Here is a 23,942-nt window from a genome sequence, read left to right on the forward strand (position 1 = left end):
CTGGATGGCAAGGCGTGACTGGCTCAGGCCGCCAGCAACTGCCGCAGCACGAACGGCAGGATGCCGCCGTGGCGGTAGTACTCGACCTCGACCGGGGTGTCGATGCGCAAGATGGCCTTGACCTCGCGCCGCTTGCCGTCGGCACCGGTGATGACCAGGGTCGCCTCGCTCTGGGGTTTTAGCTCAGGGTGCGGGATCACATCGACCTTCTCGTTGCCCTTGAGTCCCAGCGTTTCCCACGATTCACCCGCACGGAACTGCAGCGGCAACACACCCATGCCCACCAGGTTGGAGCGGTGGATGCGCTCAAAGCTGCGCGCCACCACGGCCTTGATGCCCAGCAGCTGCGTCCCCTTGGCCGCCCAGTCACGCGAGGAGCCGGTGCCGTACTCCTCGCCGGCAAAGACCACCGTGGGCGTGCCCTCGGCGATGTACTGCATGGCAGCGTCGAAGATGGACATCTTCTTGCCCTGATCCGAACCGTCGCTCTGGAACAAGGTCAGGCCACCTTCCTCGCGCGAACCATCAGGCCGGGCCGGGATCATGAGGTTCTTGATGCGCACATTGGCAAAGGTGCCGCGCATCATCACATCATGGTTGCCGCGGCGTGCGCCATAGCTGTTGAAGTCTGCCTTTTGCACACCGTTGGCCAGCAGCCACTGGCCCGCCGGAGAGCTTTCCTTGATCGAACCGGCTGGCGAAATGTGGTCAGTGGTGATGGAGTCGCCAAACAGCGCCATGATGCGCGCGCCCTCGACCTTCACCGCCTCTTCGCCGGTGCCGCCCTCCAGCGTGAAGTCCTTGAAGAACGGTGGCTCGGCGATATAGGTGCTGGCCGGCCAGTTGTAGGTCTGGCCAGTCACGCCCTTGATCTTCTCCCAGAGCTTGCCGGGATCGGTGCGCACCTTGGAATAGTTCTCGCGGAAGGCCTTGCCCTTCATGGCGTACTTCAGCAATGCATAGATCTCGTCGCTGGTCGGCCAGATGTCGCCCAGGTAGATGTCGCGCCCCTTCTTGCCCTTGCCAACCGGTTCGGTCATGAGGTCACGCAGCACGGTGCCAGCAATCGCATAGGCCACCACCAAGGGCGGGCTGGCCAGGAAGTTGGCCTTGAGGTTGGGGTGGATGCGCGCCTCGAAATTGCGGTTGCCCGACAGCACGGCGGCGCAAACCAGATCGTTCTTGGTGATGGCCTCGTTCAGCTCGGGCGTCAGGTCCCCGGCATTGCCGATGCAGGTGGTGCAGCCATAGCCCGCCAGCGCAAAGCCCAGCTTCTCCAGGTAGGGCAGCAAGCCGGTCTCGGCCAGGTACTCGGTGACGATGCGCGAGCCCGGCGCCAGCGAGGTCTTGATGTGCGGCTGCACTTTCAGGCCCGCCTCCACCGCCTTCTTGGCCAGCAGGCCGGCGGCCAGCAGCACGCTGGGGTTGGAGGTATTGGTGCAACTGGTGATGGCCGCGATCAGCACATCGCCGCTGCCCACCGTCACGCCCTTGGTGTCGGACTCGCTGGCCTTGGCCGTGCCTTCGGCGGGCTCCAGCATGGGGCGGTTGGCCTCCATCTCGACCACATGCCGCGCGGCCCCCGAGGGAGTGGCAAGCTCGGCCAGGGCCTCGTCGGCATGCGAGACAAGCAGCGGATAGCGCTGTGCCAGGCGTTCGGCGGGCTGGTTGAAGCCGTTCTCGGCAGCCGGCCGGGAGAACAGGGTTTCGAACTGGTCCGCGACCTTGCCCAGTTCGATCCGGTCCTGCGGCCGCTTCGGCCCCGCCAGGCTGGGGGTGACCTCGCCCAGATCGAGCTTCACGGTCTGCGAATAGTCGATCTCGCCAGCCAGCGGCACGCCGAACAACTGTTGTGCGCGGAAATAGGCCTCGAAGGCTTCGATTTCGGTCTTGGTGCGGCCGGTGCCCTTGAAATACTCGATGGTCTTCTCGTCCACCGGGAAAAAGCCCATGGTCGCGCCATATTCAGGCGCCATGTTGCCAATGGTGGCCCGGTCCGGCACGCCCAGCGTGCGCGTGCCCTCGCCAAAGAACTCCACGAACTTGCCCACCACCTTGTGCTTGCGCAGGATCTCGGTGACGGTCAGCACCAGGTCGGTTGCAGTGACACCTTCGCGCAGCTGTCCGGTCAGCTCGAAGCCCACCACGTCGGGCGTGAGGAAGTAGACCGGCTGGCCCAGCATGGCCGCCTCGGCCTCGATGCCACCCACACCCCAGGCCACCACGCCAATGCCATTGACCATGGTGGTGTGGCTGTCGGTGCCCACGAGGGTATCGGGGTAGTACACGCCGTCGCTCTTGCGCTGGTGTACGCCGCGCGCCAGGTATTCAAGATTCACCTGGTGCACGATGCCGAATCCCGGTGGCACCACGCCAAAGGTGTCAAAGGCCTGCATGCCCCATTTCATGAACTGGTAGCGCTCCTCGTTGCGCTTGAACTCCAGCTTCATGTTCAGGTCCAGCGCATCCTTGGTGCCGTAGTAGTCGACCATGATCGAGTGGTCCACCACCAGGTCCACCGGCACCAGCGGCTCGATGCGCTTGGGCTTCTTGCCCAGGCGGTTGGCAGTGCTGCGCATGGCGGCCAGATCTGCCAGCAAGGGAACACCCGTGAAATCCTGCAGGACCACGCGCGAGACGACAAAGGGAATCTCGTCGACCCGCTCCGCGTTGGGCTTCCAATTGGCCAGTTGCGCGACATGCTCGGCGGTGATCTTCTTGCCATCGCAATTGCGCAGCACCGACTCCAGGACGATGCGGATCGACACGGGCAAGCGTGCCACGCTGGGGAACTGCTCGGTCAGCACCGGCAGCGAGAAAAATTTTCCGGAGGACCCTGGCGCAGTCTTAAGCTTCTTCAGGGTCTTGGCGAAATCGTGGGACGTTGGCTTGGGCATCAAAGGCTCCTGGCAAGTAGGGAACAAGACAAAAGACATTTTGTCAGGGCATCCGGATCTTGTCGTTGCGCGCGATGGAACCCGCACTGGTCGTAGACAAACGCCCACGCTCTTTCAAGTTGTCACGACCCCGTCAACTTCAAAGCGCCAAGAACAACGCATCTTTACAAATTGGCTACATGTTTTGGATTTTTCCAAACCCCTGACCCGACACCTCTTCGTCCGCAAGCATCGGCGAAAAAATCCTTATTTGACAATAGGCTTCTTGCCATAAAAAAACCCCGCAAACTCGTCAGAGTCTTACGGGGTTTTATGGTGGCAGCGCTAATCGCCTGCTACCCATGACGGGGACGCATCAGATGGCGTACTTGGCGCGGTCTTCACCTTGAATCCATTTCGGGGCCTTGCCGCGGCCAGTCCAGGTCGCGCCGGTTGCCGGGTCGCGGTATTTGGCGGCAACCTTGCTGCCACGTGCGGCAGAGGTGCGGCCGCGGGCTGGCGGGAACACATCCTGTGCGGTAAGCCCATACTCCTCAACAATGCGACGCGCCTGTGCAACCGCATCTGCGGTTTCACGCTGGCGCGCATCGCTGATCTGGGCTTCGAGCGCCTCGCGCTGCTTGAGCAGTTCCTTGTATGACGTCATGGTGCAGATCCGTTGGCTAAAAATTAAAAAGGTGTGGGATTATAAGGAGACCATGGATCAAAACGATATGTATCATATTGTTTTTTATCCAAATAGGCCTGCTGCATTATCCCACCACTTGATTCTCCACCGGCAGCATGGCCAATACCTTGTCGATTCTTTTTCCGTCCAGGTCGACGACCTCGAATATCCAGCCAGCGCACTCCACCTGCTCTCCCACCGCCGGAAGACGGCCGGACTCCGACATCAACAAACCCGCCAGCGTGTTGTAGAGATTGCGGTCCTCGCCAGGCAAATCACGAATATCGAGGCGATCCTTCAATTCGCCGACGGGCATCAGCCCATCAAGCAGCCACGAACCGTCCGCACGCTGCACCGCCCAGGCCTGGGCCTGGCCGCCGGGCTGCAACTCGCCAGTAATGGCCTCCAGCAGATCGCGCGGTGTCATCAGGCCCTGGACCACGCCATATTCATCCACCACAAATACCAGCCGCCCCGACTGCGCACGAAACTGCTCCAGCAGCTCCATTCCCGACAGCGTTTCAGGCAGAAAGGACGCGGGCTGGGCATGCGCCTCAATAGAACCTTCAGCCTCGGCACCCAGCGCCAGCAACTGCGCCACGCTGATGATGCCCACCACCTCGTCGAGCGACCCCCGGCACACCGGGTACCAGGAATGCGAGCCCCGCTCCGGGCTGGCGCCGGCCTGGCGCAGCGCCGCAGCCACGGTGGCGGAGGCATCCATCCAGTCGATATCCGCGCGCGGCACCATGAGCGAGGTCAGGGGCCGGTCATCCAGATGAAACACGTTCTGCACCATACGGTGCTCGTGCTGCTCGATGATGCCGGCGTCCACGCCCTCCTCCAGGCTGGCCACGATCTCCTCTTCAGTCATGGGACGCCCACCGGATGTGTCGACCCGCAGCAGCCGCAGGATGCTGCGGGTGCTGAACGACAGCAGATGCACGAAGGGCTTGGCCACGCGCGCCACCCAGGTCATCGGGCGCGCCACCCAGCGCGCAACCGTCTCGGGATAGAGCTGGCCAATACGCTTGGGCACCAGTTCCCCAAAGACGATGGTGATGAAGGTAATCAGGATCACCACGATGGCCGTGGCGCTGATTTCAGCGGCACGCGCTGGCGTACCAATGCTTTGCAGCAGCACCGCCAGGTCGTCACTGAAGGCGGCCTCGCCCAGAATGCCGTTGAGCATGCCGATGGAGGTAATGCCCACCTGCACCGACGACAAAAACTCAGTGGGATGGTCGAGCAGGGCCAGCGAGGCCTGCGCACCCTTGTCGCCCTCTTCGGCCAACGCAGCCAGCCGCGACCTGCGGCTCGACGCCAGCGCCAGTTCGGACATGGCAAACACGCCGTTGAGAAGGGTCAGCAGCGCGATCAGCAGGAAATCCATGGAGGAGGGAGAGAGAATCCGGAGATGGCACTTTACTGTATGGGCGACGTGCAGGGCTGCGACAGCGCCTTGCAGCGCCTGCTGGACACCCTCGATTTCTCCCCCAGCCGCGACACGCTCTATGTGCTGGGCGACCTCGTCAACCGCGGACCGGACTCTGCCGCCGTGCTGCGCCGGCTGATGCGTTATGGCGATGCCGCGCGTTGCGTACTGGGCAACCACGACCTGCATCTGCTGGCGGTGGCGCACGGCATCCGGCCGGCGCACCGGCTCGATACGCTGGAAGGCATCCTGGCCGCAACGGACCGCGCCACCATGCTCGACTGGCTGCGCATGCAACCGATGGCCCGGCGCATCACGCACGGCGCACAGGAGCTGCTGTTGGTGCATGCCGGCGTATTGCCAGCCTGGACCGCGGCAGACGTGATGGCCCTGGCCGCCGAAGTCGAAGCCGCCCTGCGCGGCCCAGACCTGGCGAGCTTTCTAAGCACCATGTATGGCAACGCCCCGGCAGCATGGGACGACCGCCTCACAGGCGCAGACCGGCTGCGGGTGGTGGTGAACGCGCTTACGCGCCTGCGCTTCTGCACACCCGAAGGCCGCATGGACTTTGCGGTGAAGGAAGGTGCGGCCCAGGCACCAACGGGGCTATTGCCCTGGTTCGACCTGCCCGAGCGGCGCACGCGCGATATGACTGTGGTCTTCGGCCACTGGTCCACCTTGGGCTGGCTGGAGCGGCCCGACCTGCTGTCGCTGGATACCGGCTGCGTCTGGGGCGGCTGCCTCAGTGCCGTACGGCTGGGCCCAACGCGCGAGGCGTGCGATCTGGTGCAGGTGAAATGCGAGCAGGCTCAGGCACCGGGCTGACCATCCGCGCGCATCACGCTGGGTCTATACGAAACCCCGTATCAAACGTGGCCTGCACCTGCAGCGGCTGCGGGATCAGGCCCACCTCGCGGTAAAAATCCGCGGTGCGCTGCTGATCTGCGATGACATTGGTGTCGATGCCGATCCAGGTCTGCCGGCGCCGCTCGAACTGCAGCTTGGCCGCCTCGGGCGTGATGCCGATGATGCGCGCCAGCGTGGCCGAGAAGGTGTCCACGTTGCGGTTGGACCATTGCTGCGCCCGTACCACGCGCAGCAAAAAGTCTTGCAGCTGCGGGCGCTTGGCGGCAATGGCGGCGTCGGTCGCGGCCAGGTAGCTCAGGCCCGGCAGCAGCCCACGGCCGCTGACCAGCACCCGCGCATGGCCGGCCGTCTCGGCCATTGCCGTGTAGGGCTCCCAGGTGGCCCAGGCATCGACCGAGCCCTGCGTGAGCGCGAGCTTGGCATCACCCGGCGCAAGAAAGCGAAAGCGCAGGTCCTCAGGCTTCAAGCCCGCGTGCAACGCGGCTTTCAGGGCCACGTAGTGGCCGATGGAGCCGCGGTTGGTGGCGACGCTGCGCCCACGCAAATCGGCCCCCGTCTTCAGCGGCGAATCCGGCCGCACCAGGACCGCCGTGCCGTAGGCATCCGAGCGGTTGGCGCCAATGGCCTTGACGCGGGTGCCTGCGGCCAGTGCAAACACCAGCGGCGCATCGCCAATCGGCCCCAAATCCACCGCCTGGGCGTTGAGGGCCTCGGCCAGCGGGGCTGCCGCCGGGAACTCGGACCACTGGATGTCATAGCTCAGCGATTCCAGCGCGCCTGCGGCCTCCAGCAAAGCGCGCAGCCCGCCCTTCTGGTCGCCGGCCTTGAGCACGGGCCGGCTTTGCGCATGCAAGGCTGGCACGCCGACTACCGTCGCAGTCAATGCGGCGCCCTGCAGCCAACGGCGGCGCGAAGGATGAAAGTTCTCAGAACTCATCACGCTGCTTTGCGTTGAGTGGAAAGGCGGTCAGCCACCAGTGCACGCGTGCGCGGAATCAGCTCACGACCGAAGTCGATGGCGTCTTCCAGCGGGTCGAAGCCACGGATCAGAAAGGTGGTCACGCCCAGGTCGTAGTAGTCCAGCAGCGCCTCGGCCACCTGCTCGGGCGTGCCGACCAGCGCCGTGCTGTTGGAGCGGCCACCGGTCTCCTTGGCGATCTCGGTCCATAGCCGCCGGTCCACGCGCGAGCCCTTGTCGGCTGCGGCCAGCAGGCGGCGTGCGCCCTCGCTTTGCAAGGGGCCACCGGTGCGGCCAAAGCCGTCGGTGGTGCGCAGGCGGCGGGTCTCTTGCAGGATGCTTTCTGCGCGCGCCCAGGCGGCGTCTTCCGTGGCGGCCAGGATGGGGCGGAAGGACACGCTGAAGCGCACGCTGCGGCCGAGCTTGGCGGCCTCGCCGCGCACACGGCTAGTGATCTCGCGTGCCTGGTCCAGCGACTCACCCCACAGCGCGTAGACGTCGGCATGGCGCGCCGCTACCGGGATGGCGGCATCAGAAGCGCCGCCGAAGTAGACCGGCACATGCGGCAGTCCGCGCTCCGAGCGCTGCAACGGCTTGACCTCCGAGAAGCCCTTCTCGAAGCGGTAGTGCTTGCCTGCATGGTCGAAGGGCGCGTCGCTGGTCCAGACACGGCGCAGGATGTCCAGGTATTCGTCGGTGCGCTCGTAGCGCTGGTCATGGTCCAGGTAATCGCCGTCGCGGCGCTGCTCGGCGTCCGAGCCACCGGAGATGTAGTGCACCGCCAGCCGGCCACCGCTGTACTGGTCGAGCGAGGCAAACTGGCGCGCCGCCAAGGTCGGCGCCACAAAGCCCGGCCGGTGCGCCAGCATGAAGTGGATGCGCTCGGTCACGGCGGCGGCATAGGCCACGGTCAGTGTGGCGTCGGGGCCGGTGGAGCCGTGCGGCACCAGGATGCGATCGAAGCCGGCCTGCTCGTGCGCCTGGGCAAAGGCGCGCACATAGTCGCGGTCTATCGCGGCGCCCGTGGGCGCGTGGATTTCCGAGACCTTCTGGGTCTGGATCATGCCGATGAATTCAACGCTGCTCTGGCTCATGGAATCTCCTGGTGGCGGCTACCGCCGTTGCGAAGATCGACCGTAACCAGCCCCCTATCAAAAGCGAACGCAGGAAATCATCTTTGCATATGCGCGAAGCATCGTTGGCCGGTATTCCCGTGGCCGCTACCGTTGCGGGCATGAGTGCCCGTCCCCTGCCCTTACCCCTGCGCCGCCCGGCGCCCGATGCCGCGCTGCTGGCACGCCTGTCCGCGCAGTTCGCGGCCACGGCGGCTGAATATGACCGCAGCGGCGCCTTCCCCCGCGCCAACTTCGAAACCTTGCAGGCGCATGGCCTGGTCGGCCTGGTCGCCCCACAGGCGCTGGGTGGCGGTGGCGCCTCGCTGGGCACTGCGCGCAGCGTCATCGCGGCCGTGGCGCGCGGCGAGCCCGCGACTGCGCTGATCCTGACCATGACCTACCTGCAGCACCACGGACTGGCACGCGCCGGCAGCCGTTGGCCGGCACCATTGCGCGAGCGCGTGCTGCGCGATGCGGTGGACACCGGTGCCCTGATCAACTCGCTGCGCGTGGAGCCGCAACTGGGCTCACCCGCGCGCGGCGGCCTGCCCGCGACGGTTGCGCGGCGCACGGCCGATGGCTGGATTCTCAGCGGCCACAAGCTCTACACCACCGGGATCGAGGGCCTGGCGTGGCTGTCGGTCTGGGGCCGCACGGACGAGGCCGCGCCGCGCACCGGGGTCTTCCTGGTGCCAAGCGATGCGCCGGGCGTGCGCATCATCCCCAGTTGGGACCACCTGGGCCTGCGTGCCTCGGGCAGCCACGAGGTGGTGTTTGAGGATGTGCAGATACCGCTGGAGCACGCCGTAGACCTGCGCGCGCCCGCCGACTGGGCCGCCGACGCCGGCAGCCAGACCGACATCGACGCCCACGCCACGCAGCAGGCCTGGATGGTGGTGCTGCTGGGCAGCCTCTATGACGCGGTGGCGCGTGCTGCGCGCGACTGGCTGGTAGATTTTTTGGCCCGGCGCGCGCCCGGCAGCCTGGGCGCGCCGCTGGCCAGCCTGCCAAGGGTGCAAGAAAACACCGGCGAGATCGAAGCACTGCTGCGCACCAACCGCATCCTGCTCGACCATGCCACAGCCGCCGTGGACCAAGGCCAGGTGCCGAGCGCCACCGACAGTGGCCTGCTCAAGTACACCGTCACCGGCAATGCCATCCGCGTGGTGGAGCTGGCATTGCAGCTAAGCGGCAACCACGGCCTGACGCGCCACAATCCGCTGGAGCGCCACTACCGCGACGTGCTGTGCAGCCGCATCCATACCCCGCAGAACGATGCGATCCTGGTGGCGGCCGGCCGGCGCGCCCTCCAGGAGAACAACGCATGACGACCGCCACCGCAACACCGCCCGCATCCATCACACCGCTGCGCGAATTCGTCGTCTCCTTTGGCCAGTTGCTGGACGGCGCACCCGACGAGGCCCGCATCCTGCGCGAAGGCGCGGCGCTGCTGCGCCGGCTGGTTGCGCGCGATGACTGGCTACCCGCCGCCTTTGCCGAGCCGGACCCAACGCGCTACCAGCAGTTTTTGCTGCATGCCGACTCGACCGAGCGCTTCTCGGTGGTGAGCTTTGTCTGGGGCCCAGGCCAGGCCACGCCGGTACACGACCACACCGTGTGGGGGCTGATCGGCATGCTGCGCGGCGCCGAGGTCGGCCAGGGCTATGTGCTGCAGGATGAGCGCCTGCTGCCCCATGGCGCGCCGGTGCAGTTGGCGCCCGGCGATGTCGAGGCCGTATCCCCCACCGTGGGCGACGTGCACCGGGTGCACAACGCGCACGACGACCAGGTGTCGATCAGCATCCATGTCTACGGCGCCAACATCGGCGCCGTGCGCCGCCACACCTATCCGGCCGAAGGCGGGCGCAAGCCCTTTGTCTCTGGCTATACCAACACCCTGCTGCCCAATCTCTGGGACCGCTCCGCCGAACTCCGCAACGCACCATGACCGATACGCTTACCGCCGAAAGGCCCGCAGCCACCCGCGCGCCCTTCCCCACCCTGCCCTACGCCACGGTGCGTGCGCGTCTGCTGGCACGCGAAGAAACCGCGCTGCTCGACGTGCGCGAAGAAGACCCGTACGCGCAGGCCCACCCGCTGTGGGCGGCCAACCTGCCGCTGTCGCGCATCGAGTTGGAAGCCTGGCGGCGCATACCGCGGCGCGACACCTTGATCGTGCTCTTTGGCGAGCATGCGGGCGAAGACCTGGCGCCGCGCGCAGCACAAACGCTGGCCGCGCTGGGCTATACCCGCGTGCACCTGCTCGAAGGCGGGCTGGACGGCTGGCGCGCTGCGGGCGGCGAGCTGTTTCGCGACGTCAACGTGCCCAGCAAATCCTTTGGCGAACTGGTCGAGCACGAGCGGCACACGCCTTCGCTCTCGGCGCAAGAGGTAAAGGCGCTGGTGGACGCCAAGGCGAATGTGGTGGTGCTGGATGCACGCCGCGTGGACGAGTACCAGACCATGAGCATCCCGAGCGCCACCAGCGTGCCCGGCGCCGAGCTGGTGCTTCGCGTGCGTGAACTCGCGCCTGACCCGGCCACGCAGGTGATCGTCAACTGCGCCGGCCGCACGCGCAGCATCATCGGCACGCAGTCGCTGGTGAACGCCGGCATCCCCAACCCGGTGGCCGCGCTGCGCAACGGCACCATCGGCTGGAAGCTCGCAGGCCAGGTACTGGACCATGGCGCCGACCGCCTGGCGCCAGCAGTGGTCGCAGAACCCAATCGCCACCAGGCGCAGGCCGACGCACGCCGTGTGGCCGAGCGCGCCGGTGTGCGCTGGACCACGCTCAATGCTCTGGCCTCACTCCAAGACCCGGCCCGCACGCTGTATCAATTCGACGTGCGCACGCCCGAGGAATATGCGGCCGGCCACCTGCCCGGCTTTGCCAGCACGCCCGGCGGGCAGTTGGTACAAGAAACCGACCACCACGTGCCGGTGCGCGGCGCCCGCATCGTGCTGGCCGATGACGATCAGGTACGTGCGCCGATGACGGCCTCGTGGCTGGCGCAAATGGGTTGGGACGTGCAGGTGCTGGCACCGGTCGATGCGGCAGCCTTCAGCGAGCGCGGATCACCCGCTGCGGCTTACCCACCATCAGCACCGGTTGCGGAAATTTCACCCGCCGAGTTGGCCGCCAACCGGCACACCGTGGCCGTGATCGATGTCACGACCGGGGTGAATTACGTCAAGCGCCACATCCCGGGCGCGTGGTGGGCGATCCGCGCCCAACTTGCGCAAGCACTTGAGCAAATTCCAACGGCGCAGCGCTATGTGCTGACCTGCGGCAGCAGTCTGCTGGCGCGCTATGCGGCGGCCGACCTGCGTGCCGCGCTGGATGCGCGTGGCGCACACACTGCCACGGTGCAGGTGCTGGCCGGCGGCAATGCGGCCTGGGCCGCAGCGGGCCTGCCGACCGAGGCCGGCGAGACCCGGCTGGCCACGCCGCGCACCGACCGCTACCGGCGCCCGTATGAGGGCACGGACGCACCGCGCGAGGCGATGCAGGGCTATCTGGATTGGGAGTTTGGGCTGGTGGAGCAGTTGGGCCGGGACGGCACGCACCACTTCAGCGTGATCTGACGATCTGACGCACTTCCTGGCCGCAAGCGGCCAGGAATGTCTTCAGCTGACCGGCTGCGCCGCCTTGAACAGGGCGGCAAGCTTGCGCTTGGGCTTGATGTTGGCCGAGACGCGCGGGCCGGCGGACTTGGCGGCGGCCTCCCAGACCGGCGCTTCTTCACGCACGTTGGATTCGTAAGGCTGCTCGAAGAACGGATCGCGCGGGGCCGACGGCGCGCGGATGTAGCGCTGCTCACGCACGGCACGCGGCTCGCCCACGGAAGGCCGCTGCTCACGTGGTTCACGCGACTCGCGCGGTGGCACTTCACGGCGGCTGCCGCCTTGGGCTTCAGCGGCTTCGCCTTCGCCACGGTACAGGCGGCGCCCGTCGTTGATGCGGCCGCGTGGGCGATCGTCGTCGAACTCGACCGGCTCGATCTCGAACTTGGTCTTGATCAGCTTCTCGATGTCGGCGGCCAGGCGCGCGTCGTTCGGGCCGCTGCCGACAAAGGTCACGGCCAGACCAGAGGCGCCGGCACGGCCGGTGCGGCCGATGCGGTGCACATAGTCTTCGGCGTTGAAGGGGATGTCGAAGTTGAACACCGCCGGCACGTCCTTGATGTCCAGGCCGCGCGCGGCGACGTCGGTGCACACCAGCAGATCGACTTCACCCTTCTTGAACGCGTCGAGTGCCTTCAGGCGCTCGTCCTGGCTCTTGTCGCCATGCAGGGCGGTGGTCTTCAGGCCTTCACGCTCCAGTGCGCGCGCCAGGCGGGCGCAACCGAGCTTGCTGTTGACGAAGACGAAGGCCTGCTTGATGCCGCGCTGGCGCAGGATCTGGTGCAGCGCGCGGCGCTTGTCGTCGTCGCTGACGCTGAAGAAATGCTGCTCGACGGTAGAGGCAGTGGCATTGGAGCGCGCCACCTCGATGGTCACCGGGTCTTGCAGGTAGCTGCTGGCCAGGCGCTTGATCTCGGGCGAGAAGGTGGCCGAGAACAGCAGCGTGGTGCGGGTCTTGGGCAGGTAGGACAGGATGCGCTGCAGGTCCGGCAGGAAGCCGATGTCCAGCATGCGGTCGGCCTCGTCGAGCACCACGTACTCGACCTGGTTGAGCACCGCGTTCTTGGCTTCGATGTGGTCCAGCAGGCGGCCGGGCGTGGCCACCAGCACTTCGACGCCGCGCTTCAACTCAGCGGTCTGCGGCTTCATGTCCATGCCACCGAACACCACTGCGCTGCGCAGGTTGGTGTGCTTGGCGTAGAGCTTGACCTGTTGCGCGACCTGGTCGGCCAGCTCGCGCGTGGGCAGCAGCACCAGCGCCCGCACCGGGTGGCGCGCGGGCGAGGCGGAAGCGTTCTCGTGCTTGAGCAGGCGCTGCAGCAAGGGCAGCGAAAACGCCGCCGTCTTGCCTGTGCCGGTCTGGGCGGCGCCCATCACGTCGCGCCCTTCAAGCACCACTGGAATTGCCTGCGCCTGAATTGGCGTCATGCTTTCGTAGCCCATCTCTGCTACGGCGCGGGCAAGTGGTTCAGCCAGCGCGAGGTTCGAAAAAGAGGTCGTCATGTAGCCCGCTATTGTCGCATTGCCGCAAAAAATGGCAGCAACCACAGCACCTGTAGGTGTTGCGCGGGAGAAACGCTTCTATTTTTATAGCTACAAGCCGGCGTGCAGACTGCGTTTCAGGCACTTTTCTTATAAATTCTTGGCATTGAAGGTGTCGCAGACACGCATGTCACCGCCCTGGTAACCGGCGCCAAACCAGCGCTGGCGCTGGGCGCTGGAGCCGTGGGTGAAGCTGTCCGGGACCACAGCGCGGCCGGCCGAGCGCTGCAGGGTGTCGTCGCCGATCTTCTGCGCGGCGTTCATGGCGGCCTCGATGTCGCCCGGCTCCAGCCAGTGCTTGGACTCTTGCGAGTGGTAGGCCCAGACGCCGGCAAAGCAGTCGGCCTGCAGCTCTACGCGCACGCTCATGGCGTTGTTCTGGGTCTGGCTCAGGCGCTGGCGCATGCCATCGACCTTGGCGGTGATGCCCAGCTCGTCCTGCACGTGGTGGCCAACTTCATGCGCGATCACGTAGGCCTGCGCAAACACGCCCGGTGCGCCGAGCTGGTTCTTGAGCGTGTCGTAGAAGGCCAGGTCGATGTAGACCTTCTTGTCGCCCGGGCAATAGAAAGGCCCCATGGCCGCCTGGCCGGTGCCGCAGGCCGTGGGCGTGGCACCGCGGAACAGCACCAGCCGCGGCGGGTGGTAGGTGGCGCCCTGCGCCTGGAACAGCTGGCCCCAGACCACTTCGGTGTTGCGCAGCACGGTCGAGACAAAAGCCGCCTGCTGGTCGTTCTTGGGCGGCGCATGCGCCGGGCCCTGCTGTTGCTGCACCTGCGGTGCCGGCGAGCCGCCGCTCAGCAGCCCCAGCACCGTCAACGGATTGATGCCAAAGACCCAGCCCGCCAGCAGCGCCACCACCACGGTGCCCACGCCGACACTGCGCCCGCCGATGGGGAAACCGCCGCCACCGCCAAAGCCGCCACCACCGCCCTGGTCGCGGCGGTCTTCCACGTTGTCAGATTGTTCGTTGCCTTCCCAGCGCATGGTCTTCTCCTTCCCGGCGCCTGCGGCCGGTGATGCGCGATGGTAGCCCCGAGGGCGCGGGGCCCGGGAGCGGGTTGCCAACGGTAGCAAATCCCTGACTGATCTACAGTGCTCACCACACCACCATGCCGCCCTCCTCTACCCATCCGCGCGCCCCTGTGCTGGTCACCGGCTTCGAGCCTTTTGGCGGCGCGCTGCACAACCCCAGCCTGCAGATCGCGCAGGCGCTCGATGGCCGCCGTGTGGCGGGCCGGCGCGTGGTGGGCGCGGTGCTGCCCACGGTTTTTGGCACTGCGGCCAAGCAGTTGCTGGCGCTGGTGGAGCAACACCGGCCGGCGCTGGTGCTGTGCCTGGGCCAGGCCGGTGGCCGCGCGGCGATGTCTTTCGAGCGGGTGGCGATCAACTTGGACGACGCCGGCATCCCCGACAACGCCGGCGCGCAGCCCCGGGACCGGCCAGTGCTGCCGGGCGGCCCGGCTGCCTACTTCGCCACCGTGCCAGTGAAGGCCATGCATGCGGCGCTGTGCGCCGCCGGCCTGCCGGCCGAGCTGTCGAGCAGCGCCGGCAGCTTTGTCTGCAACCACGTGTTCTATGCGCTGCTGCATGCGCTGGCGGCACAGCCGGCCCGCGTGCCGGCGGGCTTCATCCACCTGCCCTGGCTACCGGAGCAAGGCACGCCAGCGCTGCCGCTGGCGGAGATGCTGCGCGGTGCGGAGCTGGCGATTGGCGCGGCGCTGGCCTAACGAGCCGCGTCGCCGAAGCGGTACTCGTGCGTGAGCACGTCGAGCTTTGCCTTCAGCGCGGGTTCGATCTTGTAGCTGGCCGCAGCCAATGTCTGGTCGAGCTGCTCGGGCCGGCTGGCGCCCAGCAGCGGCGCGGTGATCAGCGGGTTGGCCATCACCCAGGCCACGGCCAGTGTGGACAGCGGCACGCCGGCTTCTGCCGCCAGTTGCGACAACTGCTCCACCGTGGCGAAAGAGCGCTCGTTCCAGTAGCGCTCCTGGTAGCGGTCGGCTGCGGTGCCCAGCGTGAAGCGCGTGCCCTCGGTGGGCGCGCTGCCGGCGCGGTGCTTACCGGTCAGCAGGCCGCCGGCCAGCGGGTTGTAGGGGATCACGCCCAGGCCGGTTTCGGCCACCAGGGGCAGCAGCTCGCGCTCGATCTCGCGAAACAAGAGGCTGTAGCGCGGCTGGACGGAGACAAAGCTCGCCACCCGCAGCAACTCGGCCCGGCCCAGCGCCAGGGCCAGCCGGTAGGCCAGGAAGTTGGACACGCCGACATAGCGCGCGCGGCCCGAGCGCACGATGGTGTCGAGTGCCTCCAGCGTCTCGTCCAACGGCGTGGCCGGGTCGTCCATGTGCAGTTGGTACAGGTCCACGTAGTCGGTCTGCAGGCGGCGCAGCGAGGCGTCGATGGCGTCCAGCAGGTGCTTGCGCGAGGCGCCCTGGTTCCAGTTCTGCGGGCCGACGCGGCCAACCGCCTTGGTCGCCAGCACGAACTGGCCACGCCGACCGGGTGCGGCGCGCAGCCAGCGGCCAAGGATTTCTTCGGTGCGCCCGACGGTGTCCAGCGCGCCGCCCAGCGGGTAGACGTCGGCGGTGTCCAGGAAGTTGATGCCGCCGGCGGCGGCCTTGTCCAAGATCTGCTGCGCGACTGCTTCTTCGGTCTGCAGGCCGAAGGTCATGGTGCCCAGGGCAAGGCGGGACACGACAAGGCCGGTGCGGCCCAGGCGGGTGGTGGGAAGGCTCATACGGATTCCTGAAAAGACCCGGCGCCAGGGCCGGTAGGACGGGCGAATGCGTCGCCGATCCTAGTCCGTGTTGCGATAACGCGCTGAGCGTCAGTGCGTCGACACGGCGCCGCCGTCCAGGCTGGCGACTTTCTCGCGCACGCAGGCTTCAAGCGCGCCGATGCGGGTGCTGACCGTGCAGCGCAGCAGCGCCGCGCAATCGGTGCGGGCCTGCGCGTCTATGGTGCTGCGGCGCGGTGCCACGTCCTGCGCCATCACAAGGCCGGAGGCGCCGAGCTGGATCGCGAGCAACACGGTGCAGACACTGCCCACCACGATGGCAAGCGGCGCATCGATCAGTTGGAGCAGGTTCTTGAAGGACATGGCGGGCCTCTGCGTTGCATGCTCGCCATCCTAGATTTGTAAGCGCACGCGTGGCCGTCGTAAATCGCGTATCCAGTTGTAGGACAAGCGGCCAGGCGACCGGTGGTCAGGCGCGTGGCAGTGTCACGCCGTGCTGGCCCTGGTACTTGCCGCCGCGGTCCTTGTAGCTGGTTTCGCAGACCTCGTCGCTCTCGAAGAACAGCACCTGCGCGCAGCCCTCGCCCGCATAGATCTTGGCCGGCAGCGGCGTGGTGTTGCTGAACTCCAGCGTCACATAGCCTTCCCACTCGGGCTCGAACGGCGTGACGTTGACGATGATGCCGCAGCGCGCGTAGGTGCTCTTGCCCAGGCAGATGGTGAGCACGTTGCGCGGGATGCGGAAGTACTCGACGGTGCGCGCCAGCGCAAAGCTGTTGGGCGGGATGATGCAGTGGTCGCCGTGGAAGTCGACGAAGCTCTTTTCGTCGAAGTTCTTGGGGTCGACCACGGTGCTGTGGATGTTGGTGAAGACCTTGAATTCAGGTGCGCAGCGGATGTCGTAGCCGTAGCTGCTGGTGCCGTAGCTGATGATCTTCTTGCCGTCCTGCTGGCGGATCTGGCCAGGCTCGAAGGGCTCGATCATGCCGGTCTGCTCGGCCATGCGGCGGATCCACTTGTCGCTTTTGATGCTCATGTTGGCGCTTTTCCGGCTTGCAAAGATGGGGGGCGATTGTCGCACCAATCCAAGCTCCCAAATAAATAGCTAAAAGCCCAGGCTGCACCTGGGCTAAAGGCCTATTTGGCTTATATTTTTTGGGCAAGGCGCCCGTCACGCCCCGGCGATGACGGTGCGGGCGATGAGGCGGTCGTCGCCCAGCACGATCATGGCGAACAGCAGCTCGTCCAGGCTTTGCGCCTGGGCGGTGCGCCGCGCCAGCAGCGGCGTGGCGGCCGGGTCGAGCACGACGAAGTCGGCCTCACAGCCGGGCTGCAGGTTGCCGACCACGCCGCCCAGCCCCAGCGCTGCGGCGGCGCCGGCCGTGTGCTGCCACCACAGTTGCTGCGGCGACAGGCTCAGGCCCTGCTTGGCCTGGCCTTCGCGGCCCACGTAGTAGGCCGCCAGCATGGTGCGAAACGGGCTGAAGCTGGTGCCGCCGCCCACGTCGCTGGCCAGGCCGTAGCCAAAGCCGGCGCGGTCGGCGCCGGCGTAGTCGAAGAAGCCGCTGCCCAGGAACAGGTTGCTGGTCGGGCTGACGGCGGCGACGGTGCTGCGCTCATGCATCAGGGCGCGGTCTGCGTCGTCGAAATGGATGCAGTGGGCGTACACCGCGCGCTCGCGCATCAGGCCGAAGTCGTCATACACCGCCAGGTAGCTGCGCGACTGGGGGAACAGCTCGCGTGCCCAGGCGATCTCAGCCAGGTTCTCGGCCACGTGCGACTGGATCCAGGTGCTGGGGTATTGCGCGGCCAAGTCGCCCGCGCCGCGCAATTGGGCCTCTGTGCTGGTGGGAGCGAAGCGCGGCGTGATGGCATAGCCCAGGCGGTCCACGCCATGCCATTTGCGGATCAAGGCTTCGGTGTCCTGCAGGCTTTGCTCGGTCTGGTCGCGCACGCCGTCGGGCGAATGGCGGTCTTGCAGCACCTTGCCGGTGATGAGGCGCATCTGGCGGCGCTGGGCCTCGGCAAACAAGGCATCGACCGACTGCGGGTGCGAGGTGGCAAAGGTCAGCGCGGTGGTGACGCCGTTGCGCAGCAGCTCGTCGGCGAAGAAGGTGGCGACCTCGGCGGCGTAGGCCGGGTCGGTGAAGCGCGACTCGTGCGGGAAGGTGTAGGTCTCCAGCCAGGGCAGCAGGCCTTCGGCCGGCGCGCCAATGATGTCGGTCTGCGGGTAGTGGATGTGCATGTCGACAAAACCGGGCGCAAGGATGCGGCCGGGCAGCCGCTCGACCGCCAGGCCGGGGTACTGCGCGGCCAGTGCGTTGTAGGGGCCTGCGGCCTGCACCACCTGCTTGCCATTGGCGTCGGGGCCGGTGACCAGCAGGCCGTCTTCCTCGTACTGGGCGGAACGGTCGGGGGCAAAGCGGAGGATGGCGGCGCGGTAGGCTTTTTGCATGGGGGGCGAGCTTACGCGGACCGCGCCGGGGCCGGATACGGGCGCGGCAATAGCGGCTATCTGGCGCCGGGCATGGCGACAATCGCACACACACGAATACGCACTGGAGACCTGATGAGCACCGCCCAGCCCCCGACCCCGCGCCCAGCGGGGCCCCACGCCAACGCCGTCTTCGACCCGGCGGCAGAGCGCCGCGCTCGCAAGGCCGCGCTCAGCAGCTTTGCCGGCGCGGTGGTCGACTGGTATGACTTCTTGCTCTACGGCATCACCGCGGCGCTGGTCTTCAATACCGAGTTCTTTCCCAAAGTCAGCCCGACCATGGGCACGCTGGCGGCCTTTGCCACTTTTGGCGTGGGCTTTTTGTTCCGGCCGCTGGGCGGCATCGTGTTTGGCCATTTCGGCGACCGCCTGGGCCGCAAGCAGATGCTGGCGCTGACGGTGGTCATCATGGGCCTGGCCACCACGCTGATTGGCCTGCTGCCTACCTTTGCCTCGGCCGGCTGGTGGGCGCCGGCGATGCTGGTGGCACTGCGTGCTATCCAGGGCTTTGCCGTGGGCGGCGAATGGGGCGGCGCAGCCTTGATGGCGGTGGAAAGCGCACCGCCCAAGAAGAAGGCGCTCTACAGCAGCGGCGTGCAGATCGGCTACTCGGTAGGCCTGATCCTGGCCACCGGCGCGGTCTGGCTGGTGAACCATTTCGCCGGCAGCGAGGGCTTCAAGGAATGGGGCTGGCGCCTGCCCTTCCTGTTCAGCGTGGTGCTGGTGGGCATTGGCGTCTGGGTGCGCTCCAGCGTCGAGGAAACGCCCGAATTTCTGGAGAAGGTGAAGGCCCGCAAGAGCGTAGCCAAGCAGCGCAGCCTGCCCTTCTTCGAGGCCGTGCGCCGCCACCCCAAGGCCTTTGCGCTGATCATCGCGCTGCGGCTGGTGGAGCTGTTCACCATGTACATCGTGACCACCTTCGCGCTGAGCTACTCGACCACGCAACTAGGCATGCCGCGCGAGTTCATCCTGGGCATAGGCTTCCTGGTGGGCGCGCTGGGCATCGTGACGATCCCGCTGTTCGCCTGGCTGGCCGACAGCTATGGCCGCCGCCGCATCTACATCACCGGCTGCGTGGTCGGCCTGCTGGCGGCCGTGCCCTTCTTCATGGCGCTGGAGGCGGGCTCGGTGGTGGGCACAGTGATCTTCGCGGTGCTGCTGGTGAACCTTGCCCATGACATGGCGGTCAGCGTGCAGCAGCCCATGTTCACCGAGATGTTCGGCACCGAATACCGCTACAGCGGCGCCGGCGTGGGCTACCAGGTGGCCAGTGCGGTGGGTGGCGGCTTCACGCCCTTCATCGCTGCGGCCCTCTCAGGGCTGACCGGCGGCTCGTGGCACTTGGTGGCGGCCTATCTGGCCGTGGGCTGCCTGGTCTCGGGCATCGTGGCCGCACGCATGAAGAGCGCGCATATCCAGGCGACATGAGGCGATGTGCCACAGGCACGCACGACAATGCGCGCAACCTGAAGGGCAATGGAATGGCGGACGACACAAACTGGACGCTGGTGCAAGACGCACCCGCAGCAGCCACAACGACACAAGGCCGGGTCTGCCCCAAGTGCAGCTACGCGCGCCAGGCGAGCGACTCTGCCCCTGCCTGGCAGTGCCCGCGCTGCCAGGTCGCCTACGACAAGGTGCTGGCGAACGCCGGCACGCGGCGCCCTTCGCCGCGCCCAGCACAAGCGGCACGGCCCGAGGCACCGGGCCGGGGCCGCTGGCTCGTGGTGCTGCTGGCCCTGGCGCTGGCCGGCGGCGCGGGCTGGAAATGGTGGACCACGCGCCCGCCCAGCGCCCAGGCATTGGCGGCCCAGGCCGAAGCCCGGGCCCGCACCGCGCAGATCGACAACTTGAACCAGCAGGCCGCCGCCGACACACAACTGGCGCAGGCCGAAACCCAGGTGCGCCAGAGCCGCTCACCGCAGGCGCTGGACACCATCCGCAACTTTGCCGACCAGGGCAATACCCGCGCCATGGTGCTGCTGGCCAGCCTGCACCGCAGCGGCGCGGGCCTGCCCAAGGACCATGGCCTGGAGATGGAATGGCTGCGCAAGGCCGCCAACGAAGGCTCGGCGCTGGCCATGGTCAACCTGGGCTATGTGTATGAAAAAGGCCTGGGCGAGCCGCAGAACTACGAGCAGGCCGCCGACTGGTACGGCAAGGCCGCGCGCCAGGGCGACGGCGCCGGGCTGCTGTGCCTGGGCGCCCTGCATGCCGTCGGCGTGCCCGGCGCCGCCAAAGACCCGGTGCGCGCCGCCATGCTGCTGGACCTGGCCCACCGCGAGTTCACGCGCAGCGCCGGCAGCAACGACTCCCTGGTGCCAGACCGCAAGACGCCGTTCTGGGCCTTTGGCATCCTGCAAACGCTGCAGAAAACCATGTCGCCGGTAGAGATCGTGAAAGCCAGGGAACTGGCCGACGCCTGGCAACCCGGCCAGCCGTTTGGAAGCTGAGCGGCCCCGACACCAGCGCCGCCCTCCCCCAACCAGAGGCCGCGGAGCAGGCCATACCAAGACATCCGCGGAACCGGCTTCGCCGGGCCGCTGGATGTGCCCCCTTGAGGGGGAAGGCGAAGACGCGAAGCGCGTAGCCTGGGGGTGTTACTTTCTAGCCCACCACACCAGTCCCAAAAACACCAGGCCAGTCAGCGCAGACGACCAGGCGATGAACTTCATCAGCAGCGAAGACTTGCCCACGCCCGACCAGACCTCTACCTGCACCCGGTCGATCCGCAGGTTGCTGCTGCCGGCAAAGCCCAGCGCGGGCGCCATGCTGCGGTCTTGCTTGACGCTGATGGGGCCGCTGGCGCCTTCCAGCTCGATCCGCTCGCCGGCCTGAGCGGCCTTCTTGCCCAGCGCCGGCATGGGGTTGCCGCGGGTCATGCCCTCTTGCGACCAGCCGGGCTGCCAGCGGCTGTCCACGTCGCCCGCGTCTTGCGCGGTGCCGGACACCTTCAGCACCAGGGTGTAGGGGTTGCCGCTGCCGGTCAGGCTCAGGGGCTCGCCGGTCCAGTCTTCAGTATCCACCAGCACGCCGGTGCGGTTGCGGGGCTTGGCATTGAAGCGCTCGAACCTGGCCAGGGTTTCCAGCGGCAGGTCGTAGCTGCGCAGCAAGGTCTTGCCGTAGACGGTGCTGCTGTCCTTGGCATGGCTGGCCTGCGGCCCTGCGGCCCAGGCCAGGGCGGCGGCCAGCAAAAGCGCGGCCGTGGGCCACGCGCTGCGCGCGCCCGTGCCGGTGCGCGTCATGAAATGCGTCATCAAGGGGGTTCTCCTCCGGGGATGTTGTGTGCTCGCAGCCCGTGGGCTGCGAGCATCCACAACGTTTGCACCCGGCGGCCCGCCGACATGGTTACGGGTGCAGGCCAACTATCAAATAGATAGCTATAAGCCCAAGCCACACCTGGGCTAGAGGCACTTTTTACCTGATTAGGTACCTGCCTCAGACATGCGGAGGATGAGCAGAGGCTGGGGCTTGGTAGTAACAGCGGCGCGCAGCAAGCGAGCAGGCATGGAGGAGAGATCAAAGCGGCGGTTGAATCGATACGCAAACTCCGCCAGATAGCGCGCCGCATACTTGGCATGATCAAACGAGTGGTAGGTACCCGCCAGCGCGGTCTTCAGATTGCCTAGCATCGTGTTGACCCAGCGCAGTTCGGGCTTCTTAGCCGCCTCCCGTCCGCCACCGGTCACGTAGCGCTCGTGGGTAGCGCCGATCTGGCGCACCTGCGCAAAGCTGCGCAAGCCATCGGAGACCACGTGGGCCGTGGGAGCCAGGCTCTCTGTGGCCCAGACCTTGAGCGCCTCGTTCGTGAAGGCTGCAACGGGACTCAGGCGCATAAACCTCGGATGGCCTTCGGTATCGGTCTGCACCGCTGCCACAAAGGCTGACTTGCGCCAGGCCCCGCGCCCGCCGTGGATATGGCCGGCACGCTCGCCGCCCAGATAGGCGTCATCAATCTCCACCCGCTCATCCAGACGCCGCGGCGCCTCGCGCAACAGCATGGTCTGCATGAGCTTGTGCTTGACCAGCCAGGCCGTCTTGTAACTCACGCCCAGTTGGCGCCCCAAGGCCAGCGCGCTGATGGAGTTCTTGTGCTGGGTCATCAGATACATCGCCAGAAACCACACCCGCAGAGGCAGCTTGGTGTGCTCAAACACCGTGCCGACGATGCTGGAGGACTGGTAGCCACAGATCAGGCACTCCCACAGCTGGCGCCCATGGCCATTGCGCGTTTGAAACGAGCGTGAACATCCGCAGTGCGCGCAACGCCAGCCCTGGGGCCAGCGGGAGGCAAAGAGAGCGCTCTCGCACTGCTCCTCGTTGCCATAGCGCTCGTGGAACTGCAGCAGCGACAGGCCGGGCTGGAACTGGATGAGGTTCATGGACATGGGATGCCTCGCAGATAACTGGACATAAATCCAGTATCAAACATCCCAGCCAGAATTCAAGTCAGTCTGAGGCAGGTACCTAATCAGGACTTTTTACCAAAATTACCCACTAAGGACATCCTGCAAAACTCCCCCGCGCATCTGGATGCGCCCGTTTGTTCAGGCATGCTCGGCGCCCATGAAGCAAGCCGGCCTGGACCTGAACCTGAGCACGAAGAAGACCCGCAAGCAGGTGTTCCTGCAGGAGATGGACCAGGTGGTGCCGTGGGCGTCCTTGGTCGATCTCATCGCCCCGTACTACAGCGAAGGACGCACAGGCCGCCCGCCCTTTGCCTTGGAGACCATGCTGCGGCTGCACTTCATCCAGCAATGGTTCAGCCTGTCGGACCAGGCGATGGAAGAGGCCCTCTTCGATATCCCCCTGTACCGAGAGTTCGCGGGCCTGGACGCCCATGGTCGCCTGCCCGATGAAAGCACCATCCTGCGCTTTCGCCACCGGCTGGAGCGCCACAAGCTGGCCGAACAGATCCTGATCACCGTCAACACCCTGCTGGAGAGCAAAGGCCTGTTGCTCAAGGAAGGCACGGCCGTCGACGCCACGCTGATCCCAGCCCCCAGCTCCACCAAGAACAAAGACAAAGCACGCGACCCCGAGATGCACTCGAGCAAGAAGGGAAATCAGTGGCACTTCGGTATGAAGGCCCACATCGGGGTAGATGCAGACTCTGGCCTGGTCCACACCGTGCGCGGCAGCTCCGGCCACGTGGGCGACGTCACCGAAGGCAACAGCCTGCTGCACGGACAGGAAACAGACGCCTTCGGGGACGCTGGCTACCAGGGGATCGGCAAGCGCCCGGATGCCAAGGACAGCGTCACCTGGCACATCGCCATGAAGCCAGGCAAGCGCAAGAAGCTGAGCAAAGACAAGGTATCCGATGTACTGGTCCACCAGCTCGAAAAGCTCAAGGCCGGCATCCGCGCCAAGGTGGAACACCCGTTCCGGGTCATCAAGCGCCAGTTCGCCTACACCAAGGTGCGCTACCGGGGGCTGAAGAAAAACACGCAGCAGTTGCACACGCTGTTCGCCCTGTCCAACCTGTGGATGGCGCGCTACCGGCTGATGGGGTGAAGGATTGAGGGGATCGGTGCGCCTGTGTGGTGCGGGGGAGGGTCAAAAAGGCCCTGGATGCACCGGAAAGCAGGCGGCAGACCCTTCTGAGA

General features: G+C 66.5%; 21 protein-coding genes. 8 read left to right on the forward strand and 13 right to left on the reverse strand.

Annotated elements, in window-relative coordinates:
* Positions 1-23 precede the first annotated feature (23 nt).
* The 3 genes from AAFF27_16890 to AAFF27_16900 all read right to left on the reverse strand — a co-directional run bounded on the left by AAFF27_16890 (position 24) and on the right by AAFF27_16900 (position 4,957).
* Positions 24-2,897: an aconitate hydratase gene (locus AAFF27_16890; protein ID XAH21691.1), complete on the reverse strand. Its 2,874-nt coding sequence runs from the start codon at positions 2,895-2,897 to the stop codon at positions 24-26.
* A gap of 355 nt (positions 2,898-3,252) precedes the next feature.
* Positions 3,253-3,543, reverse strand: coding sequence for an H-NS histone family protein (locus tag AAFF27_16895; GenBank protein XAH21692.1), 291 nt, complete (start codon positions 3,541-3,543; stop codon positions 3,253-3,255).
* Positions 3,544-3,649: 106 nt separating this feature from the next.
* Complete coding sequence (locus AAFF27_16900; GenBank protein XAH21693.1) at positions 3,650-4,957, reverse strand: hemolysin family protein; 1,308 nt, start codon at positions 4,955-4,957, stop codon at positions 3,650-3,652.
* Positions 4,958-4,981: 24 nt separating this feature from the next.
* On the opposite strand from AAFF27_16900, the gene AAFF27_16905 reads away from it, so the two are divergent.
* Positions 4,982-5,824 carry a symmetrical bis(5'-nucleosyl)-tetraphosphatase gene (locus tag AAFF27_16905; protein ID XAH21694.1) on the forward strand — a complete coding sequence of 281 codons (843 nt, stop codon included), beginning with the start codon at positions 4,982-4,984 and terminating at the stop codon, positions 5,822-5,824.
* A gap of 13 nt (positions 5,825-5,837) precedes the next feature.
* On the opposite strand, the gene AAFF27_16910 is transcribed toward AAFF27_16905, so the two are convergent.
* The gene (locus tag AAFF27_16910) at positions 5,838-6,803 is read right to left on the reverse strand and encodes an ABC transporter substrate-binding protein (GenBank protein XAH21695.1); all 966 of its coding nucleotides are present in this window, start codon (positions 6,801-6,803) and stop codon (positions 5,838-5,840) included.
* Complete coding sequence (locus AAFF27_16915; protein ID XAH21696.1) at positions 6,803-7,918, reverse strand: LLM class flavin-dependent oxidoreductase; 1,116 nt, start codon at positions 7,916-7,918, stop codon at positions 6,803-6,805. Before AAFF27_16915 ends, AAFF27_16910 begins: the two co-directional genes overlap by 1 nt.
* A 140-nt stretch (positions 7,919-8,058) precedes the next feature.
* Here AAFF27_16915 and AAFF27_16920 point away from each other — a divergent pair, with 140 nt between their 5' ends.
* From AAFF27_16920 to AAFF27_16930, 3 genes are read left to right on the forward strand one after another with little or no spacing between them, the layout of a single operon-like run.
* Positions 8,059-9,267, forward strand: coding sequence for an acyl-CoA dehydrogenase family protein (locus tag AAFF27_16920; GenBank protein ID XAH21697.1), 1,209 nt, complete (start codon positions 8,059-8,061; stop codon positions 9,265-9,267).
* Positions 9,264-9,887 (forward strand): cysteine dioxygenase, encoded by a 624-nt coding sequence (locus AAFF27_16925; GenBank protein ID XAH21698.1) that lies wholly within the window; start codon positions 9,264-9,266, stop codon positions 9,885-9,887. Before AAFF27_16920 ends, AAFF27_16925 begins: the two co-directional genes overlap by 4 nt.
* Positions 9,884-11,524, forward strand: coding sequence for a rhodanese-like domain-containing protein (locus AAFF27_16930; protein XAH21699.1), 1,641 nt, complete (start codon positions 9,884-9,886; stop codon positions 11,522-11,524). The genes AAFF27_16925 and AAFF27_16930 overlap by 4 nt, the downstream gene beginning before the upstream one ends.
* Before the next feature lie 42 nt (positions 11,525-11,566).
* Here AAFF27_16930 and AAFF27_16935 read toward each other — a convergent pair whose 3' ends face one another.
* Together AAFF27_16935 and AAFF27_16940 are read right to left on the reverse strand one after the other, a co-directional pair.
* Positions 11,567-13,066 (reverse strand): DEAD/DEAH box helicase, encoded by a 1,500-nt coding sequence (locus AAFF27_16935; protein ID XAH21700.1) that lies wholly within the window; start codon positions 13,064-13,066, stop codon positions 11,567-11,569.
* Between the two features lie 129 nt (positions 13,067-13,195).
* On the reverse strand, positions 13,196-14,092 hold the full coding sequence (locus AAFF27_16940; GenBank protein ID XAH21701.1) for a neutral zinc metallopeptidase: 897 nt from the start codon (positions 14,090-14,092) through the stop codon (positions 13,196-13,198).
* A 125-nt stretch (positions 14,093-14,217) separates the two neighbouring features.
* On the opposite strand from AAFF27_16940, the gene pcp reads away from it, so the two are divergent.
* Positions 14,218-14,835 (forward strand): pyroglutamyl-peptidase I, encoded by a 618-nt coding sequence (gene pcp / locus AAFF27_16945; GenBank protein XAH21702.1) that lies wholly within the window; start codon positions 14,218-14,220, stop codon positions 14,833-14,835.
* Here the strand turns inward: pcp and AAFF27_16950 are convergent.
* From AAFF27_16950 to guaD, 4 genes are all read right to left on the reverse strand, one after another.
* Positions 14,832-15,839, reverse strand: a complete 1,008-nt coding sequence (locus tag AAFF27_16950) for an aldo/keto reductase (protein ID XAH21703.1) — start codon at positions 15,837-15,839, stop codon at positions 14,832-14,834. The genes pcp and AAFF27_16950 overlap by 4 nt on opposite strands.
* 90 nt (positions 15,840-15,929) lie before the next feature.
* Positions 15,930-16,202 (reverse strand): hypothetical protein, encoded by a 273-nt coding sequence (locus tag AAFF27_16955; protein ID XAH21704.1) that lies wholly within the window; start codon positions 16,200-16,202, stop codon positions 15,930-15,932.
* 106 nt (positions 16,203-16,308) lie between these two features.
* Complete coding sequence (gene dcd, locus AAFF27_16960; GenBank protein XAH21705.1) at positions 16,309-16,875, reverse strand: dCTP deaminase; 567 nt, start codon at positions 16,873-16,875, stop codon at positions 16,309-16,311.
* 135 nt (positions 16,876-17,010) lie between these two features.
* Positions 17,011-18,294 (reverse strand): guanine deaminase, encoded by a 1,284-nt coding sequence (gene guaD, locus AAFF27_16965; protein ID XAH21706.1) that lies wholly within the window; start codon positions 18,292-18,294, stop codon positions 17,011-17,013.
* A gap of 114 nt (positions 18,295-18,408) precedes the next feature.
* Here guaD and shiA point away from each other — a divergent pair, with 114 nt between their 5' ends.
* Positions 18,409-19,761, forward strand: a complete 1,353-nt coding sequence (shiA, locus tag AAFF27_16970) for a shikimate transporter (GenBank protein XAH21707.1) — start codon at positions 18,409-18,411, stop codon at positions 19,759-19,761.
* 53 nt (positions 19,762-19,814) lie between these two features.
* The gene (locus AAFF27_16975) at positions 19,815-20,786 is read left to right on the forward strand and encodes a tetratricopeptide repeat protein (protein ID XAH21708.1); all 972 of its coding nucleotides are present in this window, start codon (positions 19,815-19,817) and stop codon (positions 20,784-20,786) included.
* 147 nt (positions 20,787-20,933) lie between these two features.
* Here the strand turns inward: AAFF27_16975 and AAFF27_16980 are convergent, their stop codons facing one another.
* Together AAFF27_16980 and AAFF27_16985 are read right to left on the reverse strand one after the other, a co-directional pair.
* A complete protein-coding gene (locus AAFF27_16980; protein XAH21709.1) occupies positions 20,934-21,593 on the reverse strand; it encodes a hypothetical protein in 660 nt (219 codons plus the stop codon).
* Between the two features lie 165 nt (positions 21,594-21,758).
* Positions 21,759-22,721 carry an IS1595 family transposase gene (locus AAFF27_16985; protein XAH21710.1) on the reverse strand — a complete coding sequence of 321 codons (963 nt, stop codon included), beginning with the start codon at positions 22,719-22,721 and terminating at the stop codon, positions 21,759-21,761.
* Positions 22,722-22,899: 178 nt separating this feature from the next.
* Between AAFF27_16985 and AAFF27_16990 the strand changes: the two genes are divergently transcribed.
* A complete protein-coding gene (locus AAFF27_16990; protein XAH21711.1) occupies positions 22,900-23,850 on the forward strand; it encodes an IS5 family transposase in 951 nt (316 codons plus the stop codon).
* Positions 23,851-23,942 lie beyond the last annotated feature (92 nt).

The sequence above is a fragment of the Xylophilus sp. GW821-FHT01B05 genome (assembly GCA_038961845.1).
In the GTDB taxonomy this organism is placed as follows: Bacteria; Pseudomonadota; Gammaproteobacteria; order Burkholderiales; family Burkholderiaceae_C; genus Xylophilus.

Excerpts from the sequence above, each read along its gene's own strand:
- AAFF27_16890 (XAH21691.1), bottom strand. The coding sequence starts at position 2,897 with ATGCCCAAGCCAACGTCCCACGATTTCGCCAAGACCCTGAAGAAGCTT.
- AAFF27_16895 (XAH21692.1), bottom strand. The coding sequence starts at position 3,543 with ATGACGTCATACAAGGAACTGCTCAAGCAGCGCGAGGCGCTCGAAGCC.
- AAFF27_16900 (XAH21693.1), bottom strand. The coding sequence starts at position 4,957 with ATGGATTTCCTGCTGATCGCGCTGCTGACCCTTCTCAACGGCGTGTTT.
- AAFF27_16905 (XAH21694.1), top strand. The coding sequence starts at position 4,982 with ATGGCACTTTACTGTATGGGCGACGTGCAGGGCTGCGACAGCGCCTTG.
- AAFF27_16910 (XAH21695.1), bottom strand. The coding sequence starts at position 6,803 with ATGAGTTCTGAGAACTTTCATCCTTCGCGCCGCCGTTGGCTGCAGGGC.
- AAFF27_16915 (XAH21696.1), bottom strand. The coding sequence starts at position 7,918 with ATGAGCCAGAGCAGCGTTGAATTCATCGGCATGATCCAGACCCAGAAG.
- AAFF27_16920 (XAH21697.1), top strand. The coding sequence starts at position 8,059 with ATGAGTGCCCGTCCCCTGCCCTTACCCCTGCGCCGCCCGGCGCCCGAT.
- AAFF27_16925 (XAH21698.1), top strand. The coding sequence starts at position 9,264 with ATGACGACCGCCACCGCAACACCGCCCGCATCCATCACACCGCTGCGC.
- AAFF27_16930 (XAH21699.1), top strand. The coding sequence starts at position 9,884 with ATGACCGATACGCTTACCGCCGAAAGGCCCGCAGCCACCCGCGCGCCC.
- AAFF27_16935 (XAH21700.1), bottom strand. The coding sequence starts at position 13,066 with ATGACGACCTCTTTTTCGAACCTCGCGCTGGCTGAACCACTTGCCCGC.
- AAFF27_16940 (XAH21701.1), bottom strand. The coding sequence starts at position 14,092 with ATGCGCTGGGAAGGCAACGAACAATCTGACAACGTGGAAGACCGCCGC.
- pcp (XAH21702.1), top strand. The coding sequence starts at position 14,218 with ATGCCGCCCTCCTCTACCCATCCGCGCGCCCCTGTGCTGGTCACCGGC.
- AAFF27_16950 (XAH21703.1), bottom strand. The coding sequence starts at position 15,839 with ATGAGCCTTCCCACCACCCGCCTGGGCCGCACCGGCCTTGTCGTGTCC.
- AAFF27_16955 (XAH21704.1), bottom strand. The coding sequence starts at position 16,202 with ATGTCCTTCAAGAACCTGCTCCAACTGATCGATGCGCCGCTTGCCATC.
- dcd (XAH21705.1), bottom strand. The coding sequence starts at position 16,875 with ATGAGCATCAAAAGCGACAAGTGGATCCGCCGCATGGCCGAGCAGACC.
- guaD (XAH21706.1), bottom strand. The coding sequence starts at position 18,294 with ATGCAAAAAGCCTACCGCGCCGCCATCCTCCGCTTTGCCCCCGACCGT.
- shiA (XAH21707.1), top strand. The coding sequence starts at position 18,409 with ATGAGCACCGCCCAGCCCCCGACCCCGCGCCCAGCGGGGCCCCACGCC.
- AAFF27_16975 (XAH21708.1), top strand. The coding sequence starts at position 19,815 with ATGGCGGACGACACAAACTGGACGCTGGTGCAAGACGCACCCGCAGCA.
- AAFF27_16985 (XAH21710.1), bottom strand. The coding sequence starts at position 22,721 with ATGTCCATGAACCTCATCCAGTTCCAGCCCGGCCTGTCGCTGCTGCAG.
- AAFF27_16990 (XAH21711.1), top strand. The coding sequence starts at position 22,900 with ATGAAGCAAGCCGGCCTGGACCTGAACCTGAGCACGAAGAAGACCCGC.